Here is an 18,660-nt window from a genome sequence, read left to right on the forward strand (position 1 = left end):
GATCGCGCGCTCGTCGCCATGATCGCTCCATGACCTTTGGCGGTTCGCCATCGGAGCGCGTCGTATCAAGCGCTGGGGCATTGGGCCTGTCTCCTGGTCGTCGGGACGGACTTCAGGGGACGCGGTGCGTGATGCCGTGCTGGGCGAAGATGCGATCCAGCGTCCCATCGTGATAGATATCTTCCAGCGCCTTGGACAGGGCTGCCTGGAGACTCGCGTTGTCTGCCTTGACCGCCATGCCGATCGGCCAGCCCTTGATGCGCAGTTCCGGCATCTGGACTTCGGAGATCTCGAACTTGCTCTGAGTGCCCAGGGCGCCTTCGAGTTCCGCGCGTGTCGCCATGACGGCAGCGATCTCACCCTTCTTGAGTGCCGCGACGGCTTCGGGGATGGTCATGAAGTGCGTCACGTTCTCGCGAAGACGGCCGTTGAGGACGGAGAGCAGGAAGTCGTCGGGCAGGCTGGCCACCTCGACGCCAATCTTCTCGTGGGTGAACACCTCGAGCGCGCGGGCGGCAGAACCTGCCACGGGCGGCACGCGCTGGGGATTGCGTGCGATGGCGATCGTCTCGAGATGATAGGGGCCGAAGATGTGAACCTGTTCGTTCTTCTTCTCGAGGTAGTGATCCACCGGCACGTGCAGCATCACGTCGGCCGGTTGGGTGCCGAGGTAGTGCCCTTTCCACACCATGTTGCGCAGATCGTCATTCATGTCCTCGTCGGCGTTGAATCCGACGATGTCGGCCTGCAGGCCCAGGCGTTTGGCTAGCTCGCGTCCGATGGCGACGTCCACCCCCTTCCCGTTGTCGGAATAGGGAGCAAAGTCGTTGTAGACGGCGATGCGCAGGCGGCCCGCCTCGTGCGTCTGGGGTGCGGTGGCGCCAACCGCCGAAGCGGTCGCGCCCAGCACCAGGCCCGCACACAGGGCGAGCGCGCGCATCATGGACTTAGTCCTCGACATGCACCGTCTCCAGCCAGGAGCGGATCGACCACATGGCTTCCTGCTGCAGGATGCCTTCGAACGGAGGCATGTAGACACGGCCGCCGCGCACGGAACCGTGACGGATACGGTTCAGGAAGATTTCATCGCCTTCGTCGCCCGGGGGCAGATAGCGCAGATCGGGGGCGATGCCGCCGGAAATGGCTTCGAGGCCATGGCAGCGGGCACAGTTCTGGTTGAAGGCGGAAGCGCCGATGCGGATGGCTTCCTTGTTGCCGCGATAGGGGTTGCTGGCCAGCCACTCATCACCGATCGGCTTGAGGGAGGATACGTCGACGGCCTGCGGGGTCACGTTGCCGTGCGCGGCGACTTGGGTGGCGCCAAGCGCCAGGGTAAAGACAGCTGCGCAGGCAGCGGCACGAGCGTACATCGCTTGTCGGAAGTTCAGGGTCACCTCGATTCTCCTCTTGTGTGAATCACGAATAATCTGTCGGGCTGTTCCGCCCGCGGCTGTACAACCGAGCAACAGCCGTGCCAGGGGCTGCCGTGGGTCGTCGAATGGTGTTAACGTCGAAGCGGGGCGGACAGTTGACCCACCATTCGTCTGCAAATTTGCAAAATCTGCCTTTTCGGCAGACTTTTTGATACAGTTGCCCGTAGAGCGTGTGCTCAACTTTGGAGCAGGTGTCCTGTTTCAAAGCAGCGGGAGCCATTCTAATACAGGAGGAAGCCGGCACGGGCTTGCCCGGCACGGTATCCCGGCGGAGGAGAAATGGAGCAGTCATCCGATTTGCGCCGTCTCGACCAGATCGAGCGAGCGCGTAGGTTGTTCTTCGAGCGCAATGACCGTCCCGATTCGCTGATCGGCCAGGATATCCTCAGATCCTGGGAGCGGTGCAGAAGCACCGGTCTGGACGAAAAGGTCGAAACGGGGATCGCGGAACCTGTCAGCGACGCCCGGCTGCGCGAACTGAGGGAGCGCAACCACCGGTTCCTGTCGCACGGGATGGGGATCGTCGAGTCGCTCTATCAGCAGGTCAAGGATTCCGGCAGTGTCGTCCTGCTCGCCGACGCGACGGGCATGTTGCTGCACCGTGTCGGCGACCCGGGGTTCCTGAATCGTGCTGATCGTGTGGCCCTGGCGCCGGGGGCTTCGTGGGAAGAGGCGCTGCGCGGGACCAACGCGGTCGGCACCGCGATCGTCGATCGTCGACCCACCGAGATCTTCGGTTGCGAGCATTTCATGCCCCAGCACGGCTTTCTCACTTGCAGTGCGACGCCGGTCTTCGATCCCCATGGCGCGCTCATGGGCGTGCTGGACATCTCCGGCGACTCCCGCCTGTACCAGAGTCACACGCTCGGGCTGGTGCGCATGGGCGCTCAGTTGCTTGAGCGCAATCTGTTCGATGCGGAGTTCGCGTCCGACGTCCTCGTGTCCCTGTATCTGAGCCCGGACCAGGTCGGCTGCGTGCAGGAGGCGGTACTGGCGGTCTCCGTCGACGGACAGGTCCTGGGCGCCAGTCAGGCCTGCCTGGATCTGCTCGGCGTGGCACGCAACAACCTGTCCAAGGCGGATTTCGGCATGCTGTTCCGAACCCCGCTGGGGCAATTGATCGACAGGGCAAACGGCAATCCGACGGCACTGATCGCGCTTGAAACACTTGGCGGCGCGCGCATGTACGCTCGGGTGCGAGGCAACATCTCCATGATTTCGAACGCTTCTCGACGCACAGTAACCTCCGTGCTGGAGGGGGAGTCGCAGGCAACACAACGGGCGCCTCAGCGCAACGTCGCGACGTCTGCGCCGGGCGCGCATGGCCCGCTGACGCTGGACGATCTGCGCACCGGCGACATGCGCATGAGTCTGGCGATCGATCGCGCCAGCCGGATTTCGGGCAAGGACATTCCGATCCTCATCCAGGGGGAGTCCGGTGCCGGCAAGGAGGTGTTCGCCAAGGCCTTCCACTTCAGCGGCCCGCGGGCGTCGGGGGAGTTTGTCGCGCTCAACTGTGCCGCCATCCCTGAGAACCTGATCGAGTCGGAGCTGTTCGGTTACGTCGGCGGTGCCTTTACCGGTGCGCGCAAGGAAGGGGCCATCGGCAAGATCCAGCAGGCGCATGGCGGCACGCTCTTCCTTGACGAGATCGGCGATATGCCGCTGCATCTGCAGGCCCGCCTGCTGCGGGTGTTGCAGGAGCGCAGCGTGATTCCGGTGGGCGGGACGAAGCCGATCTCGGTAGACATTTCGCTGGTGTGCGCGACTCACCGGACTCTGCGCTCGGAAATCGCGGCAGGCCGGTTCCGCGAGGATCTTTACTATCGCGTCAATGGGCTGACGGTCACGCTGCCGACCCTGCGCGAGCGTAGCGATCTGGAGTCGCTCATCGAGTCGCTGCTGCGCATCGAAGGGGAGGGGCGCTCTCTGCGCGTTGCCGAAGCGGCGATGTCTTGCTTCCGTGCCTACGACTGGCCGGGCAACATCCGCCAGTTGCACAACACCCTGCGACTGGCGGTGGCGCTGCTCGACGATGACGAAACCGTGATCGGCGTGGAGCATCTGCCCGAAGAGCTGTTCTCCTTCGACCGCTCGGAGTCGCAGGAAAGCTTCTCCAACACGGCCCGCGGGGCGCCGATGCCAGGCGTCGCGACCACGGGGATGGCCCGGCTCGCCGTGATTGAGCGCGATGCGATCGATCAGGCGCTGGCCGCCTCCAACGGCAATATTTCCCAGGCTGCACGGCGCCTGGGGATCAGCCGCAACACCCTGTATCGCAAGCTCGGCCGCCTCTGACGCTCCCGCGGCCCTTGTTCGCTGCCCGCCCGCTTACCAGCGCGCGGGCAGTTTGCGTTTGAGCAGGATGTACTGATGGTGAATCTCGATGTAGTCGCCAGCGACCAGCTCGCGCAGGATGCGGTTGACCATCTCGCGCGAGGCGCCGACCAGGTTGGCCAGATCCTGCTGGGTCATTCGGCGCCGGATGATGCGCAGCTCACCCTCGGGCTCGGCCATCGAGTCGAAGATCCGGGAAATGCGCCCGAAAACGTCGATGAGTGCCAGCGCGCGGACGTTGTCGGTCAGTTCGCGGATGCGGCCGACGAGATTGCGCAGGATGATCTGCAGGCAGGCCGGGTTGGTGGCGATGACGTCATTGAAATCGTTGCGCGAGATCTGCATCAGGGTGCTGCGCTCCAGCGTCATCACCGAGGCGGATCGAGGCGCATCGTCCACGAGGGCGAGCTCACCGAAGTAGTCATCCTCACCCAGCAGCGAAAGCGTGACTTCCTTGCCGTTCTCTTCGGTGACGAATACCTTCAAGGCGCCCGAATTGATGATGAACATGCCGTGTGCCTCGTCACCTTCGTTCACGATGACGGTGCCGGCCGGATAGGTGCGCTGTCGCGCCTGTTCGGCCAGGCGGAGCAGCTGCGCTTCGGGCAACCCTGAAAACAGTTCGATATTCTCAAGCGTCATGCTGTGCCTTGTATGATGTTGCGTTTTCTTGCCGGAGATTGAGTGCTTGAACCGTGTCTGGAAGCGAACCTTCCTGCTGCTCCTCGCCTCCGTGCTCATCGTCGGTGCGCTCTGGCTCTCTCCGCTCCAGGGCCTCGAGCGCAGCACCGGACTGAGCACGCTGTATGCCGTTCGTGGTATTCGCATGCCGCCGGAATCGGTCGTCATTGTAGCGCTGGATGCGGCATCCGCGCAGCAACTCGGGGTACCCCGGCGTCCTGATCTGTGGCCCCGGAGCTTTCATGCGACGCTCGTCGATGGCCTCGCACGCAGCGGCGCCGTTGCGGTGGGCTTCGATCTGCTGTTCGAACAACCGGGCGATCCGGCCGACGACGCGGCCTTTGCCGCAGCCCTCGAGCGTGCGGGCAACGTGGTGCTGGCCGAGCGCGTCGTCCGAAAGATCGTCCGTGCCGACGGCGGGCGCGTTCTCGGCGGCGTCGATCGGCTGATTCGACCCATGCCCCGGCTGGCCGAGGCGGCATGGGTGACCGCGCCCTTCGTGCTGCCCAAGACGCTGGACGGGGTGTTCGAATTCTGGACCTTCCCGACCGGGGCGGGCGGCAATCCGTCCATGCCCGTGCGGCTCTTCGAGCGCTGGTCGAACGCGTACGGACACTCGCCACGCTATCCCGCGGGTGCGGGTGACCGGTTGGTGCTCAATCTCTATGGCCCGTTCGGTACGCTGCCGATCATCAGCTATGCCGATGCGCTTGAGCGAATCCGGCACGGAGGGACGATTCCCGAGGCCAAGGGCAAGGTGGTGCTCGTCGGTCTCGCGGAATCGAACCAGTCTCTCCAGTTCGATGCCTACCACACCCCGTACAGCCGATCTGACGGCGTGGACATCAACGGCGTCGAACTGGCGGCCACGGCGGTGGCCAACATGATGGAGGGCAGCTCACTCAAGCCCTGGCACGGCCGGCAGGCAATGGCGCTGGTGCTCGGGTGGACGGCCATGCTGGCGCTGATGTGGGGACTCGCGCGCGCCGGCGTGGCGGCCGTTCTCACGGTCGTGGCGATGACGGGATTCGGTGTTGCCGCCGCGCACGCGTTTTCTTCATCGTTCGTCTGGATGCCGGTCGTGTTTCCGCTCTTTTTCTGCCCGCTGGTCGTCACCGCCCTGGGAATGGTATTCAAGTATCGGCGTGCCCGGGGGCGTCATCGGAGGTTGCAGCAGATGCTCGGAGCCGATCGTCGTCGCGGCGCCGTCGACCGTATTGCCGCCGCCTTCGAGACGCGCCCGCACGGTCGCGTGCTGCGCGCGGTCTGCCTGAGCAGCGATATCGCGGCCTATACCGCCATGGCCGAGGGCAAGACCCCGGCCGAAGCTCGCGACATGCTCAACGGCTATCTGGCGCACTTTCTACCGATCGTGGAATCGCACGGCGGTGACGTGACTGATCTGGTCGGCGATTCGGTCATGTGCCTGTGGGTGGTCGGCAAGGACGAAGCCGGTGCCTGTCGGCGGGCCGTGGCGGCAGCGGTGGCCCTCGATGAACGCATGAATGCGCGTGCGGCGGACGGCACGCTGCCGACGCGCTTCGGCCTGCATGTGGGCGATGTCTTCTTTGGCGAACTCGGGGTGGGAGACCGCATGGAAATCCGCCCCGTAGGCGACGTGGTCAACACCGCCAGCCGGATCCAGAGTGCGTGCAAGCCGCTCGGGCTTACCGTGCTCGCCTCGGAGGCCGTGACCCGGCATCTCGAACCGTCCACACTCTGCCTTCTGGGGCGTTTCCGCTTCAAGGGCAAACAGGATCTCCATATATTGGGCACCCCGTTCGGCGTGCGTAGCCCCGCGGCCGCGAACGCGGCGTTCACGCAGGCGTTGTCGTGCTTTTCGGTCGGGGACATCGACGCGGCAGCGCGGGGCTTCGAGGCCGTGCTCCAGCGGTGGCCGGAACATCGGCCTGCGCATTTCTACCGGAAGGTATGCGCGCTTCCCGCCATGCGGGACAACGGCGCGGTGGTGTTCTCACGGGGATGAAGCGGTCGTTGTGCGCGGGGCGCTGTGAACTGCGTCACTCGCTGACGGCGACCTGCGCCATTTTCTGCGGCGCGTGGTTTCGGAATAATGGCGACGTCGAACCGCATATGGCCATCGGCCGGTTTCGGAGCCAGACATGCACGTCACCCCTTCCCGCTACACGCTGCGTGGCATTCCAGTGTCACGCGGCGGCACATCCCGGGTCTCCGAAGCCGAGCCCGCTCCTGCCTCCGAGGCGGTCGAGACCACGCCACCGATCGAGGCCGGCCGGACCGAAGTCCGCCGTTCCATATGGCTCGATCTGCTCCACGGGCGAATCAGCCTGGACGCCCTCTTCGGCGACTGAGGCGCAGACCGTGACTGGCGGCGGAGATTGTGGCCGAGTCCTACCTCAACTATGATGCGCGGTGTTCCAAGACCATGACACTGCGCTGAAATGCTGACTGCATTCGACTGGCCCCCGCTGCGGCCGCATCAACGGATCCTGACCCACTTGCTGCTGGTGCCGATCCTTTTGCTGTCCTCATGGGCGGCGCATGCCCAGTGTGACGCGCCCGTGGCACGCCTCATCTCGATGCAGGGCGTGGTCGAAGTCAGCGCCGCGGGCAAGACCGAATGGCATCCGGCCCGGGTGGGACAGGATCTGTGCGCCGGGGAGCTGGTCACGGTACGCAAGCAAAGCCGGGCCGCGGTGTTGTTCGAGGGCGACGTGCTGACCCGTCTCGATCAGTTCTCCACCCTCGAGATCGCCGCACGACCGAAGGATGGTGACGCGGCGCTCGGGCTGCGTGAGGGCATCGTCCACGTCATCAGCCGACTCAAGAAGCGGGTCGAGGTGATCGCCCCGGTCGTCAATGCCTTGGTCGAAGGCACCGAATTCACCGTGATGGCCCGGGGAGACAACGGGCGCGTGGTCGTCGCCGAAGGGCGCGTCCGGGTCAGCAATGATGCCGGGGTGACGCGCCTGACCGCCGGGCAGGCGGCTGACGTGTCGCCCGGTCAGACGCCTCGTGCCATCCCGGTACAGCCGCTTGACTCGGTGCGCTGGGCGATTCACTACCCGTTGGTCGTCTGGCCCGCGAGTGACAATCTCAAGGCAGCGCGTGCGCTGGGTGTCAGGGCCCGCTATACCGATGCCCTGGCCAGGCTGGAGGGTCAGGACGGAGGCGAGGCGCAGGCTTATCGAGCCAACCTCTTGCTTGCCCTCGGTCGCTTTGACGATGCCCAGCGCGTGGTCGACGGCGATCTCGGCGCGGCGCAGGCCAACGCGCTGCGTGCCACCATCGCGGTTGCGCAGAGTCGCCTCACCGAGGCGCGCCAGCTCATCGACACCGCCCTGTCGACGCAGCCCGAGTCGGCCACCGTGCACATGGCGGCCAGCTACGTCTATCAGGCCGAAGGGCGGCTCGACGCCGCGTTGCAGGCCGCGATCGAAGCGACCCGGCGCCGTCCGGGCAATCCCCTGGCATGGGCGCGTCGCGCCGAAATGGAGCTGACCCTCGCGCGTCTCGAGGACGGACAGCGAAGCGCCCAACATGCGCTCGACATCGATGCGGGGACGGTCCGTGCGAAGGCCATGATCGGCTTCGCCCTGGTCCTGTCCGGCGATCTGAGCGAGGCCGGCATTCGATTGACCGATGCCATCGCGGCCGATCCGGCCGATCCGCTCGCTCACTATGCGCTCGGCCTCAACGAAATCCGGCAGGGACGTGTGGCCGAAGGGCGTCGCGAGCTCGAGGTCGCCGTGCTGCTCGATCCGTCGAATGTCGAATACCGGGCCATCCTCGGACGGGCCTACATGGCCGAGCACCAGGACAAGCATGCCGCTACCCAACTCGAGCTGGCCGCCCGGATCGACCCCGCCTCGCCGTCGCCTCGCTTCTTCGAAGCCCAGCGCCGTTTGTTGAACGGTGACATGCTCGGCGCCATCGATGTCGGGAATCAGGCGCTCGAGTTGAACGACAACCGCCTCACGCTCCGTTCGCCCGGATTGCTCGCGACCGATCGTGCCGCCCGCGCCACCACCCTGGGGTCAGCCTATCGGTTGGCCGGTCTCGACGGCGGCTTCAAGGAGGTTGCCGCCGACGCGGTCGAAGCCGATCCGTCCAGTGGCTCCGTACATCGGCTGATGGCGCAGGCGTATACGGATGATCAGCGACTCGAAATCGCGCGGGTCAGCGAGCAATTCCAGAGCTTCATCTATGGCGATATCGGCGAGCCGATGGTGATGCCGCAGGATCTGGTGACCGCCATTCCGGTGCTCAACGGCGCTCGCGTGATGTCGCTCAACGAAACCGCAGCCATGTTCGGCAACACGCCGAATGCGTTCTCCATGAGCGGTTTGGTCGGCTCGCAGGAGACGTGGGGGGCGAGTGCCATGGCGTCGGCCGGGGGTGAGCGCTATCAAGCCTCGGTGGGCCATTTCGACTACCGCAGCGACGGATTTGCGGAGGATGGCAAGATTGATCTCAGCGCCACGCGTGGTCAGCTGCGTTGGCAGGCCACGCAGGATCTGATGCTGTTCGGCGACGTATTGCACAAGGATCTGGCCACCGACGACGTGACGCAGTCGTTGTACACGATCTACAGCGCGACGGCGGCTTCGGAGCGCAGCGACCTCACGCGGGCAGGGCTCAGGTTCAAGATGTCGCCGACCAGTTCCCTGGTCCTGGTGGGGTCGAACGAGAGCGGAAGCAAGGGGGATTCGAACGCGACGCCCGAGACGGTCATCGGTTTGTTCCACTTCCAGACGGACGCCGACTCGAGAACGCGCTTTTCCCGTCACGGATTGGGGCTGCGTTTCGATGCCGAAGGCGAACACACCCGTTATCAATTGGGCGCTTCGTCTTATCGCCTCAAGGAAACGGCACGCACGAACGAGATCGAGACGATTTCCAGCCCGTTCTTCTCGATCGTGAATCCTTCGTCGTATCGCGTTCGCGAGGATGCGAAGGTCAATCGCATTTTCGGGCAACTGCGCTGGGCCTTCGTTGAGCGCGCGGCGCTTTACCTGCGGGGGGTATTTGTCCGCTACGACGACCAGGCGTTCAAGTACGACGGTTCCACCGTGAATGATGTGAGCCGGCGGGATACGGAGCGGCTGATGCCGAGTGTCGGTCTGGCCTGGCGAGACGGCACGGGGACAACGCTTCGCGGTGCCTTCATCCAGGACGTCTCGACGCCGTCCCCGGGCAACCAGAGTCTGATGCCGACCCGGTTTGCCGGTTTCGATGCAAGCTTCGACGATGTGCCCGGGACTCGGTTTCGCCGACTGGCGCTGGGGGTCGAACGACGCCTGGGGCATGGTGCTTCGGTCGGTGGCGAGTGGTCGCGCCGCAAGATGGGCGTGTCGTATGAGCTGTGCGCGGCAACCGACTGCATGACGCGCTGGGACGAGCATCGGCATTCCGTGCATCTGACCTGGCCGCTGACCCGTTACGCAGGCGCCGAGATCGGGTGGCGATACTATGCCATCCGGCTGCTGCGCCAGGACATTCCTGCCGTGGCAGGAGGCTATCAGCCCCTTTCGATGAGAACGGAAGAACTGCCACTCAGGCTCTTCGTTCAGTGGCCGAGTCAGTGGCGATCGAGCGTCGAGGTGGTGCGTGTTCGACAGGACGTCACCAATCTGGCGTCCGCCGGCCGTGCGCGGAATAATGCATCTTTCTGGGTGACCAACGTTCAGTTACAGTATGGTTCGCCGGGAAGTCGGTGGGGCGTTGGCCTGGAGGTGCGCAACCTGTTCGATCAGGACGCGTTGATTCAGGACACCGATCTGCTGACAGCCGAGCCGAGAACGCCATTGTGGTATCCGGAGCGCTCGGTATTCCTGACGGCCCGTTTCGGATTCTGAGGCGGTCGGCTCCATCGTCATTGCACAGGTAGATAAAAACGAAAACAGGGGGATTGAATGCGTCGTTTATGTTTTGTGTTGCTTGCCATCGTGACCATTGGCCTGACCGGTTGTGCCGCGGTGTCATCGCAGCCGGCATCGGTGATGGATGTTCCGGCCAAAGATCACGGTGGGGGTGTCGCCGTGTTCCGAAATGGCGAATTTCTGTCCATCGACAAGAGCGGCCAGGTCAGTGGCCATTGCCTGTTGTGTGATGCGGTTGATCAAGGCCAGGACAAATGTGCCCTCAAGGCGAAGTCTCTGGGGATTCAGGTCTGTGATATGCCGTCAGCGCGCGCGTCCGGCGCTGTGCCTCGCGATACGCTGATGTGCAATGCTTACGGGCCATACGGGCCCTTGCCGCCGGTCCCGTTCGGTACGCCCGGGTACACGTGCTACATGGTGTCACGAACGTCCTGCACGTGTTTTCAGAATTGAAAGATGCCGCCCTCGGGCGGCATTTTTTTGACGCCTGAACGTTCCGTCCTTGGGAGGATCGGTCGACATGCTCCGTTGACCGCGTATTCGCGCGAAACGGCACTGGAGCCGGTTGCCGGACGAACTCAGAGGCGTTCCATCGTGAAGGGCAGCCGCTCGATGCGCTGATGACCCGTCATCGAACTGTCCACGATGACGCGATTGCGCACGGTCATGAGCAGTTGGTGTCTGACCGGATCGATGCTGCCTGCCGGAAGGTGCCAGTCGAGGCCGCGTGGCGGTGTTTGCGTATTGCTCGTGGTGACCGGTTCGCGCGTGCCGGCAGCGTCGAGTTCGAGTCGTGCTGATCCAAACCAAGGATCCCGGGCCCGGTACGTGCACACGATGGCCGGTTCTGCGTGATCCGGATCCGTAGAATCGGTTCCCGAGAGCATCAGCTCATAGTCCGGGGCCGTGTTCGCGACCTGAATGCGGCAACTGTCCATGCCCGTGGGGCGGCCATCCAGCTGGAAGGTCCAGAGGGTGATGATGTGGCACGTATCGCCCTCGGAAGGCCATTCTCCCAGCAGTTGCTCGACGTTGTATTCGAACGGCACGTAGGCGTACCGGCCGCTCTCGGGGTCGGGATGGTGCTGCCAGGTCGATCCGTCGCGGCGCCTCAGCATGATCGGCCGCTTGAGCACTTTGGCCGGCCCGCCATCACTGGGGCGCACCTCGATGCAGTAGCTGAAGCCGGCCGCCAGGGCCGGGCCCTGGAGGCGGATGAGGCCGCCGAAGGGACACGGGCGCCCCAGTTCGTCGGCGGGAAGGCCGCTGGCGGCGAACCGGGCGTTCGGTTGTGTGGTGCCCGTGTCGGGATGGATGTCGCGGACCGGAATGCCGCCAACGATCGCCAGCTTGCCACGTGCCGCCGCCGGTGCCGGGGGAGGAAAACACGGGCCCGTACTTGGTGGCCGGGAGGGCCCGCGGGTGTCGGCGGTCGCGCCGACAAGGGGCGCATGTCAGCCCGTTCGGCGGTCAGTTCGAGGATGGTCGTGCCGGCTGCGGCGGGGCGACGATACGGCAGCAGGTCCACCGGCAAGCGGGCGATCAGGGGGGCATTCGCGGCGTCGTCCGATACCACCGAGAAGGCGGCGGTGCCCAGATAGCGGATTTCCCGGCCTTCGTCGTCGCTGAGCCAGAAACTTGCGTAGCAGCCATGGGTGCGATGCCAGGCGGTGAGTTCTGCGGGCGAATCGAATCGGGCGATGGCGACGACGGCATCCGGTGTGTTCGGATCCAGCGCGACGGTGACGAGTTGCAATGCCGGGTGGGGTTCCGGGGTGTCATCGTCGGGTGGGGGCGCGTCGGTCAGCAGACGGGTGAAGGCCTCGGCGCTCACTTCGGTCTGGTGGCGGGTGATGGCGTCCCGGTATGCGTGGGCGCGGCGGGCGCCGGTGGGATAGCCTGTATCGGGTGAGAAGGCCGCCGTCGATTCGCCGGCGGTGTCGTCGATCGGGTCGATCGCCGGTACCGGCCGGCGTTCGCCGAGGATGTCCTGATCCATCACCGCGCCCCAGACGGGTCGCCATTCGGACTGTTCCGGGGGCGGACAGAGCTGCCATGAGAGGATGGCCCGCAGGCGGATCGGGCCGCCGAGATCGCGCAAGCCGTGAGGAAGGGCGACCGAGGCGGCAAAGCTCAGTGGCGCGAGCGGTTGGACCCGGGCGATGTTGTAGGCTTGAAAGCTGGCGACGCCGTAGTCGTGCCAGCTGTTCCCCTGGTCGCAGGACAGGTAGAAACGCACGAATTCGGTAGAGCCGTGACCGTCGATCCCGCTGTCGTAGCCGCAGGCCTGGCTGAGTTGCACGACGGCGACGAGGCGGTCGTCGGTGCCATGATGGCCGACGTCCACCAGCCGTTCATAGGCGTCGTCCTCGACGATAGGGCAAACGGCGGCGTTGCTGCTGTGTCGCAGGTGGCCGAAGTGGTTGGGGTTTTCCGCCAGAAGTGCCTTGAAGTGGTGCCTCTCTTGCAGATTCGGCGGGTCGGTTCGTGTGCGCATGGCCGGGAGGACGAGGGTCGCGAAGGGCGGCTCCGCACGCGCCGGGCGCGGGCCCGGGCGGCGGATCTTGCGACGAGTATCGTCCGGTGGGCTCGGTCCGGCAGTTGTGCAATGCACCGGATCGCAGTGATCTAGTTCACTGCGATCCGCGGTGGGCCATGGCCGTGGTGACGAACAGCGCTCAGCGCTTGCCCTGGCCGGTCAGCTCCGCCATCAGGCTCTGCTGGGCGGAGCGCCGTGGCCCGCGCGAGGTCTTGCGGCGGTACTGCCCGTCGGGAAGCATCTCCCAGGCCATGCAGTTGTCGTTGAGGTAGGCGCGCAGGCCTTCTTTCATGACGCGTCGCTTGAGGCGCGGATCGAGGACCGGGAAGGCCACTTCGATGCGGCGGAAGAAGTTGCGGTCCATCCAGTCGGCGCTGGACAGGTACATCTTTTCCTCGCCGTCGGCATGGAAGAAGAAGATCCGGTGATGCTCGAGGAAGCGGCCGACGATGGAGCGCACGCGGATGTTGTCCGACAGGCCCTCCACCCCCGGGCGCAGGGCGCAGGGGCCGCGCACGATCAGGTCGATGTCCACGCCGGCCTGGGAGGCGTCGTAGAGTGCCTCGATGACCTCGGATTCGAGCAGGGCGTTCATCTTCGCCATGATGCGGGCCTTGCGCCCGGCACGGGCGGCGGCGGCCTCGGCGCGGATGTGGGCGAGGACGTTGGCATGGAGCGCGAACGGCGCCTGCCACAGGTGGGTCAGTTGCGTGGCCTTGCCCACACCGGTGATCTGCTTGAACAGTTCGGCCACGTCCTCGCCGATGGCGGCATTGCTGGTGAGCAGGCCGAAGTCGGTGTAGAAGGCGGTGGTGCGCGGATGGTAGTTGCCGGTGCCCAGGTGCACGTAGCGGCGCAGGCCGTCGTCGTCGCGACGCACGAGCATGAGCAGCTTGGCGTGAGTCTTGAAGCCGAAGACGCCGTACACCACGTGCACGCCCACTTCCTCGAGGCGCGAGGCCCAATTGATGTTGGCCTCCTCGTCGAAGCGCGCCATCAGTTCGAGCACCACCGTCACTTCCTTGCCCTTCTGGGCAGCGCGGATCAGGTGCTCCATGAGGATGGATTCACTGCCGGTCCGGTACACCGTCATCTTCACGGCGAGCACGGCCGGGTCGTCGGCGGCGGCGCGCAGCAGGTTGATCACCGGCGCGAAGCGCTGGTAGGGATGGTGCAGGAGCACGTCGCGGGCACGGATGACCGAGAACAGGTCCTGCTTGGCATCCTGGAACTCGGCGGGCAGACCCGGCTGGTAGGGCGGGAAGGTGAGGTCGGGGCGATCGATGCGGTCGGGCAGCTGCATCAGGCGCACCAGATTGACGATGCCCGGGGTGCGATACAGGTCGCCTTCAGCCAGATTGAACTGGCGCAGCAGGAAGTCGGCCATGGTCTGCGAGCAGTTGTCGGCCACCTCGAGGCGCACCGAATCGCCGTAGTGGCGTTGCTGCAGTTCGCCCTTGAGGGTGGTGCGCAGGTCGGTCACTTCCTCCTCGTCCACGAACAGGTCGGAGTTGCGCGTCACCCGGAACTGGTAGCAGCCCAGCACCGACATGCCGGGAAACAGCGCACCCACGTGGGCATGCACCACCGATGAGAGGAAGATGAAGCCATGGTCGATGCCGCTGATTTCCGGCGGTACCGGAATGATCCGGGGCAGGGCGCGCGGGGCCTGGACGATGGCGGCGCGGGTGTCGCGACCGAAGGCGTCCTCCCCGGACAGCTCCACGGCGAAGTTCAGGCTCTTGTTGAGCACGCGCGGGAAGGGGTGGGCCGGATCGAGCCCGATCGGCGTGAGCACCGGGGCGACCTCATGTTCGAAATAGCCGGTCACCCAGGCGCGCAGGGCGTCGGACCAGCGGTCGCGGCGCAGCACGGCGATGCCCTGTTGTTCCAATGCCGGGAGGATTTCGTCGTTGAGCAGGCGATATTGCTCGGCGATGATCTGGTGCACGCTGACGCTGATCTCGGCCAGCAGCTGGGCCGGCGTCATGCCGTCCTCGGGATCCGGTTCGATCACGCCGAGGCGGATACGCTCCTTGACGCCGGCGACGCGCACCTCGAAGAACTCGTCCAGGTTGCTCGACACGATGCACAGGAAGCGCAGCCGCTCGAGCAGCGGCATCTCGGCGTCGGCGGCCTGGGCGAGCACGCGGCGCTGGAACTGGAGCAACGACAGCTCGCGGTTGATGAAGGTGACGTTGTGGACGGCGTCCTGGCTCATGGGTGTTGTTGTCATGCGTCGTCGTGCGGGAAACGGAAATGCTAACGTGTTCGAGGGCGCTGCGCCTGTGGCTGGCGCTGCATGCACCCGATTGTGTTACGTTCATATTACGCCGACGTGACAGCTCGTGGCGGCAGCGCTCGGGCCCCGGGTGCTATCATCCGCCAGACTTTCGTCATTGCCTTCCGTGGTCCATCGCAACATGCACAAAGAACTGGTCGCCGCCGTTGATCTGGGTTCCAACAGTTTTCGCTTGCAGGTGGGACGCACCGTCAACGACCAGATCTATCCGCTTGACGGACTCAAGGAGCCGGTGCGGCTGGCCGCCGGCCTCGGGGGCGACAAGTTTCTCGACGACGCCGCCCAGGTGCGGGGGCTCACGGCCCTGAGCCGCTTCGGCGAGCGGCTGGCGGATTTCCCCCCGCACCGCGTCCGCGCGGTGGCCACCAACACCCTGCGGGTGGCGAAGAACGCGCCCGAGTTCCTGATCAAGGCCGAAGCGGCGCTCGGCTTTCCCATCGAGGTCATCGCCGGTCGCGAGGAAGCCCGCCTCATCTACGTGGGCGTGGCCCACACCCTGCCCGAACCGCACCGCCAGCAGCTGGTGGTGGACATCGGCGGCGGTTCGACCGAGTTCATCATCGGGCGCTCCTTCAAGCCGGCGGAGCTCGAGTCGCTGTACATGGGCTGCGTGAGCTACACCCTGCGCTTCTTTCCCGAGGGGCGGCTCGACAAGAAGGCCTTCAAGGAAGCGGAACTGGCCGCCCAGCGCGAGCTCCAGACCATCGTCAATCCGTTCACCGACGTGGGCTGGGAGCTGGCGGTCGGTTCGAGCGGTACCGCCAAGTCGCTGCGCGACCTGCTCGTGGCCAATGGCTTTTCCGACGGGGAAATCACCCGTGAGGGGCTCGAATCGCTCCGACAGGCACTGATCAAGTGCGGTTCCATGACCAAGTTGTCGCTCGACGGCATCAAGGCCGATCGCCTGCCGGTGTTGCCGGGCGGGCTGGCCATCATGCTGGCGGTGTTCAAGGCCTTCGATCTGGAGCAGATGCTGTTCTCCGAAGGGGCGCTGCGCCTGGGCGTGCTGTACGACCTGCTCGGTCGCTATCACCATCACGACCTGCGCGATGCCACCGTCGAGGCCTTTGCGGCACGCTACAGTGTCGATCGTGCCCAGGCCGCGCGGGTGGCGGCGACGGCGGTCTATCTGCTCGAGCAGCTCGATCCGCGTGCCGCTCACCCGGACAACCTCGATCGCCGCTTCCTCGTCTGGGCCGCGACCCTGCATGAAGTCGGGATCTCGGTGGCCCATTCGAGCTACCACAAGCACAGCGCCTACATCCTCGGCAATGCCGACATGCCGGGCTTTTCGCGCATGGACCAGGGCCGGCTGTCGCGGCTCGTGCTCGGGCATCGCGGCAAGCTCTCGCGCCTGTCGGTCATCGACCCGGAAAGCAGCGACTGGCAACTGATCGCGTGCCTGCGCTTCGCGGTGGTGTTCCATCGCGCCCGCACGGAGCGGGAATGCCCACCGGTGCGCATCGAACGGGTCGGGCATGGATTTGCGCTGAGCGCCGAGGCCGACTGGCTGGATGATTCGCCGCTGACCGCGGCGACGCTCAATGACGAGGTCGCACAGTGGAATGCCATCGGGCATCCACTGACGGTGGCCACCTGTGAACGCATCGTTGACCACGAATGACACGGCTGCATGGAATGCCCGCAACTGCGACGGATTGACGGACGCCTGCACCCGCAGGGGGACTGGACGCTGGCCGCGTTGGGGGCGGATGTCGCGCGCCTGCGCCGTGCGCTGGTCCACGCGGACGGTGCCTCGTGGGATCTGGCCGGCGTCACCCGGCTGGACAGCTTCGGCGCGATGCTCCTGTGGCGCGCCTGGGGGCACCGGCTCCCCGAAGGCCTGGCGGTGCCGGCGGCCTTCGAAAACCATTTCGCGCGCCTGGCGCAGATCGATCGCGTGCCCAGCGGCAAGCGGCCGCGCTTCGGCCCGGTCGATGCGCTGGCGTCGCTGGGGCATCTGTACCTGGGGTTTGTCGGCCACGTGGCCGATTTCCTCGCCCTGATCGGGCGTTTGCTGATCGACGTGTTCTACCTGCTGGGCCGGCCGCGAGACTGGCCGCTCAAGGAGTTCTCCGCCAATCTGCACAAGACCGGCGTGCGCGCCATGCCCGTGAGCGCCCTGGTGGGCTTCCTCATCGGCGTGGTGCTTTCCTACCTGTCCGCGCTCCAACTCAAGGCCTTCGGGGCGGACATCTACATCGTCAACATCCTCGGCATGGGCATCATCCGCGAGCTCGGGCCGGTCCTGGTGTCGGTGCTGGTGGCCGGGCGCTCGGGTTCGGCCATGACCGCCCAGCTCGGCGTCATGCGGGTGACCGAGGAGGTCGATGCGCTCACGGTGATGGGCATCTCCCGCTATGTGCGCCTGGTGCTGCCCAAGGTGATGGCCCTGAGCGTGGCGATGCCGCTGCTGGTGCTGTGGACCTCGGCCATCGCGCTGATCGGCGGCATGGTGTCCGCCGAACTGCAACTGGGGCTCAACTACGGCTTCTTCATCGAGGCGCTGCCCAAGGCGGTGCCGGCGGCGAACCTGGTGATTGCACTCTCGAAAGGGGTGGTCTTCGGCATCCTCATCGCCCTCGTGGCCTGCCATTTCGGCCTGCGGGTCAAACCCAACACCGAGAGCCTGAGCGCCAACACCACCGCGTCGGTGGTGACCTCGATCACCACCGTCATTTTGGTGGACGCGGTGTTCGCCATCGCCACCAAATCCATCGGGGTGCCGATTTGAGCGCCCCGGTGGTCCGCTTGCGGGGGCTGTCCACCCGCTTCGGCGCGACCTGGGTGCACCGGGGCATCGACCTGGACATCGCGGCCGGCGAGGTGGTGTCGCTGGTGGGGGGCTCCGGCAGCGGCAAGACGACCCTGCTGCGCCAGATCGTCGGCCTGCTGCAACCGGCCGAAGGCGAGGTGCTGCTGTTCGGCGAGCCGCTGTTCGCCGGCTCCCGGGAGGTCCAGCTGCGGCGCCGGCGCCGTTTTGCCATGTGCTTCCAGCAGGGGGCGCTGTTTTCCGCGCTGACGGTGTTCGAGAACATCGCCTTTCCGCTGCGCGAGAGCCGGGTGGCGACCGAGGCGGAGATCCGCGAGCTGGTGGCGCTCAAGCTGAGCATGGTGCAGTTGCAGCCCGAGCATGCCGACCTGATGCCGGCGGAGCTGTCGGGTGGGATGATCAAACGGGTGGCACTCGCGCGGGCGCTGGCGCTGGAGCCGGAGCTGCTGCTGCTCGACGAGCCGACCGCCGGGCTCGATCCGACCCGCAGCGCGGCCTTCGTCGATCTGGTCAAGGATCTGCAGCGCCAGCTCGGGCTCACCGTGGTGCTGGTCACCCATGACCTGGATACCCTGGCCGCGCTGTCGTCGCGGGTGGCGGTGCTGGCCGAGCAGCGGATTCTCGCCTATGACACGCTGGACGGCGTGTTGCAGGTGAAGCATCCTTTCATCGAAGAATTTTTCCTCAGCGAACGCAGCGCCCGCGCGATCGCGCGGGGCAGAGAGGCTTGA

Annotated in this window: 13 protein-coding genes; 7 read left to right on the forward strand and 6 right to left on the reverse strand. The window is 65.6% G+C overall.

The genetic code is table 11. The features are described from left to right. Positions 1–112: 112 nt before the first annotated feature. Both G3580_RS07475 and pedF read right to left on the reverse strand, forming a co-directional pair. The gene (locus G3580_RS07475) at positions 113–961 is read right to left on the reverse strand and encodes a substrate-binding periplasmic protein (RefSeq protein WP_173764662.1); all 849 of its coding nucleotides are present in this window, start codon (positions 959–961) and stop codon (positions 113–115) included. Continuing rightward, positions 948–1,370: a cytochrome c-550 PedF gene (gene pedF, locus G3580_RS07480; RefSeq protein ID WP_173768672.1), complete on the reverse strand. Its 423-nt coding sequence runs from the start codon at positions 1,368–1,370 to the stop codon at positions 948–950. Before pedF ends, G3580_RS07475 begins: the two co-directional genes overlap by 14 nt. Before the next feature lie 342 nt (positions 1,371–1,712). Between pedF and G3580_RS07485 the strand changes: the two genes are divergently transcribed. After that, complete coding sequence (locus G3580_RS07485) at positions 1,713–3,731, forward strand: sigma-54-dependent Fis family transcriptional regulator (protein WP_173764663.1); 2,019 nt, start codon at positions 1,713–1,715, stop codon at positions 3,729–3,731. A 33-nt stretch (positions 3,732–3,764) separates the two neighbouring features. Here G3580_RS07485 and G3580_RS07490 read toward each other — a convergent pair whose 3' ends face one another. Then, positions 3,765–4,412: a Crp/Fnr family transcriptional regulator gene (locus G3580_RS07490; protein WP_173764664.1), complete on the reverse strand. Its 648-nt coding sequence runs from the start codon at positions 4,410–4,412 to the stop codon at positions 3,765–3,767. Between the two features lie 46 nt (positions 4,413–4,458). On the opposite strand from G3580_RS07490, the gene G3580_RS07495 reads away from it, so the two are divergent. From G3580_RS07495 to G3580_RS07505, 3 genes are all read left to right on the forward strand, one after another. Next, on the forward strand, positions 4,459–6,438 hold the full coding sequence (locus G3580_RS07495) for a CHASE2 domain-containing protein (RefSeq protein ID WP_173764665.1): 1,980 nt from the start codon (positions 4,459–4,461) through the stop codon (positions 6,436–6,438). Between the two features lie 136 nt (positions 6,439–6,574). Next, positions 6,575–6,784 (forward strand): hypothetical protein, encoded by a 210-nt coding sequence (locus tag G3580_RS07500; RefSeq protein WP_173764666.1) that lies wholly within the window; start codon positions 6,575–6,577, stop codon positions 6,782–6,784. Between the two features lie 90 nt (positions 6,785–6,874). Beyond that, positions 6,875–10,291 (forward strand): FecR domain-containing protein, encoded by a 3,417-nt coding sequence (locus G3580_RS07505; protein ID WP_173764667.1) that lies wholly within the window; start codon positions 6,875–6,877, stop codon positions 10,289–10,291. Positions 10,292–10,893: 602 nt separating this feature from the next. Here G3580_RS07505 and G3580_RS07510 read toward each other — a convergent pair. The 3 genes from G3580_RS07510 to ppk1 form a co-directional block, all read right to left on the reverse strand. Then, positions 10,894–11,433, reverse strand: coding sequence for a hypothetical protein (locus G3580_RS07510; protein ID WP_173764668.1), 540 nt, complete (start codon positions 11,431–11,433; stop codon positions 10,894–10,896). Further along, a complete protein-coding gene (locus G3580_RS07515; RefSeq protein ID WP_173764669.1) occupies positions 11,427–12,812 on the reverse strand; it encodes a hypothetical protein in 1,386 nt (461 codons plus the stop codon). The genes G3580_RS07510 and G3580_RS07515 overlap by 7 nt, the downstream gene beginning before the upstream one ends. A 181-nt stretch (positions 12,813–12,993) precedes the next feature. Then, complete coding sequence (ppk1, locus tag G3580_RS07520; protein ID WP_173764670.1) at positions 12,994–15,075, reverse strand: polyphosphate kinase 1; 2,082 nt, start codon at positions 15,073–15,075, stop codon at positions 12,994–12,996. A gap of 202 nt (positions 15,076–15,277) precedes the next feature. On the opposite strand from ppk1, the gene ppx reads away from it, so the two are divergent. The 3 genes from ppx to G3580_RS07535 are packed head-to-tail and all read left to right on the forward strand — an operon-like array spanning position 15,278 to position 18,660. After that, positions 15,278–16,780: an exopolyphosphatase gene (ppx, locus tag G3580_RS07525; protein ID WP_173764671.1), complete on the forward strand. Its 1,503-nt coding sequence runs from the start codon at positions 15,278–15,280 to the stop codon at positions 16,778–16,780. A 9-nt stretch (positions 16,781–16,789) separates the two neighbouring features. Further along, positions 16,790–17,890, forward strand: coding sequence for an ABC transporter permease (locus tag G3580_RS07530; protein ID WP_173764672.1), 1,101 nt, complete (start codon positions 16,790–16,792; stop codon positions 17,888–17,890). 8 nt (positions 17,891–17,898) lie between these two features. Beyond that, positions 17,899–18,660, forward strand: coding sequence for an ABC transporter ATP-binding protein (locus tag G3580_RS07535; protein ID WP_228720803.1), 762 nt, complete (start codon positions 17,899–17,901; stop codon positions 18,658–18,660).

This window comes from Nitrogeniibacter mangrovi (genome assembly GCF_010983895.1).
Lineage (GTDB): Bacteria > Pseudomonadota > Gammaproteobacteria > Burkholderiales > Rhodocyclaceae > Nitrogeniibacter > Nitrogeniibacter mangrovi.

What these genes read in the sequence shown, in the direction of transcription:
- G3580_RS07490 (WP_173764664.1), bottom strand. Translation starts at nt 4,412, where the DNA reads ATGACGCTTGAGAATATCGAACTGTTTTCAGGGTTGCCCGAAGCGCAG.
- G3580_RS07505 (WP_173764667.1), top strand. Translation starts at nt 6,875, where the DNA reads ATGCTGACTGCATTCGACTGGCCCCCGCTGCGGCCGCATCAACGGATC.
- G3580_RS07485 (WP_173764663.1), top strand. Translation starts at nt 1,713, where the DNA reads ATGGAGCAGTCATCCGATTTGCGCCGTCTCGACCAGATCGAGCGAGCG.
- G3580_RS07515 (WP_173764669.1), bottom strand. Translation starts at nt 12,812, where the DNA reads ATGCGCACACGAACCGACCCGCCGAATCTGCAAGAGAGGCACCACTTC.
- ppk1 (WP_173764670.1), bottom strand. Translation starts at nt 15,075, where the DNA reads ATGAGCCAGGACGCCGTCCACAACGTCACCTTCATCAACCGCGAGCTG.
- G3580_RS07475 (WP_173764662.1), bottom strand. Translation starts at nt 961, where the DNA reads ATGTCGAGGACTAAGTCCATGATGCGCGCGCTCGCCCTGTGTGCGGGC.
- G3580_RS07510 (WP_173764668.1), bottom strand. Translation starts at nt 11,433, where the DNA reads ATGCTGAGGCGCCGCGACGGATCGACCTGGCAGCACCATCCCGACCCC.
- G3580_RS07500 (WP_173764666.1), top strand. Translation starts at nt 6,575, where the DNA reads ATGCACGTCACCCCTTCCCGCTACACGCTGCGTGGCATTCCAGTGTCA.
- pedF (WP_173768672.1), bottom strand. Translation starts at nt 1,370, where the DNA reads ATGTACGCTCGTGCCGCTGCCTGCGCAGCTGTCTTTACCCTGGCGCTT.
- G3580_RS07530 (WP_173764672.1), top strand. Translation starts at nt 16,790, where the DNA reads ATGGAATGCCCGCAACTGCGACGGATTGACGGACGCCTGCACCCGCAG.
- ppx (WP_173764671.1), top strand. Translation starts at nt 15,278, where the DNA reads ATGCACAAAGAACTGGTCGCCGCCGTTGATCTGGGTTCCAACAGTTTT.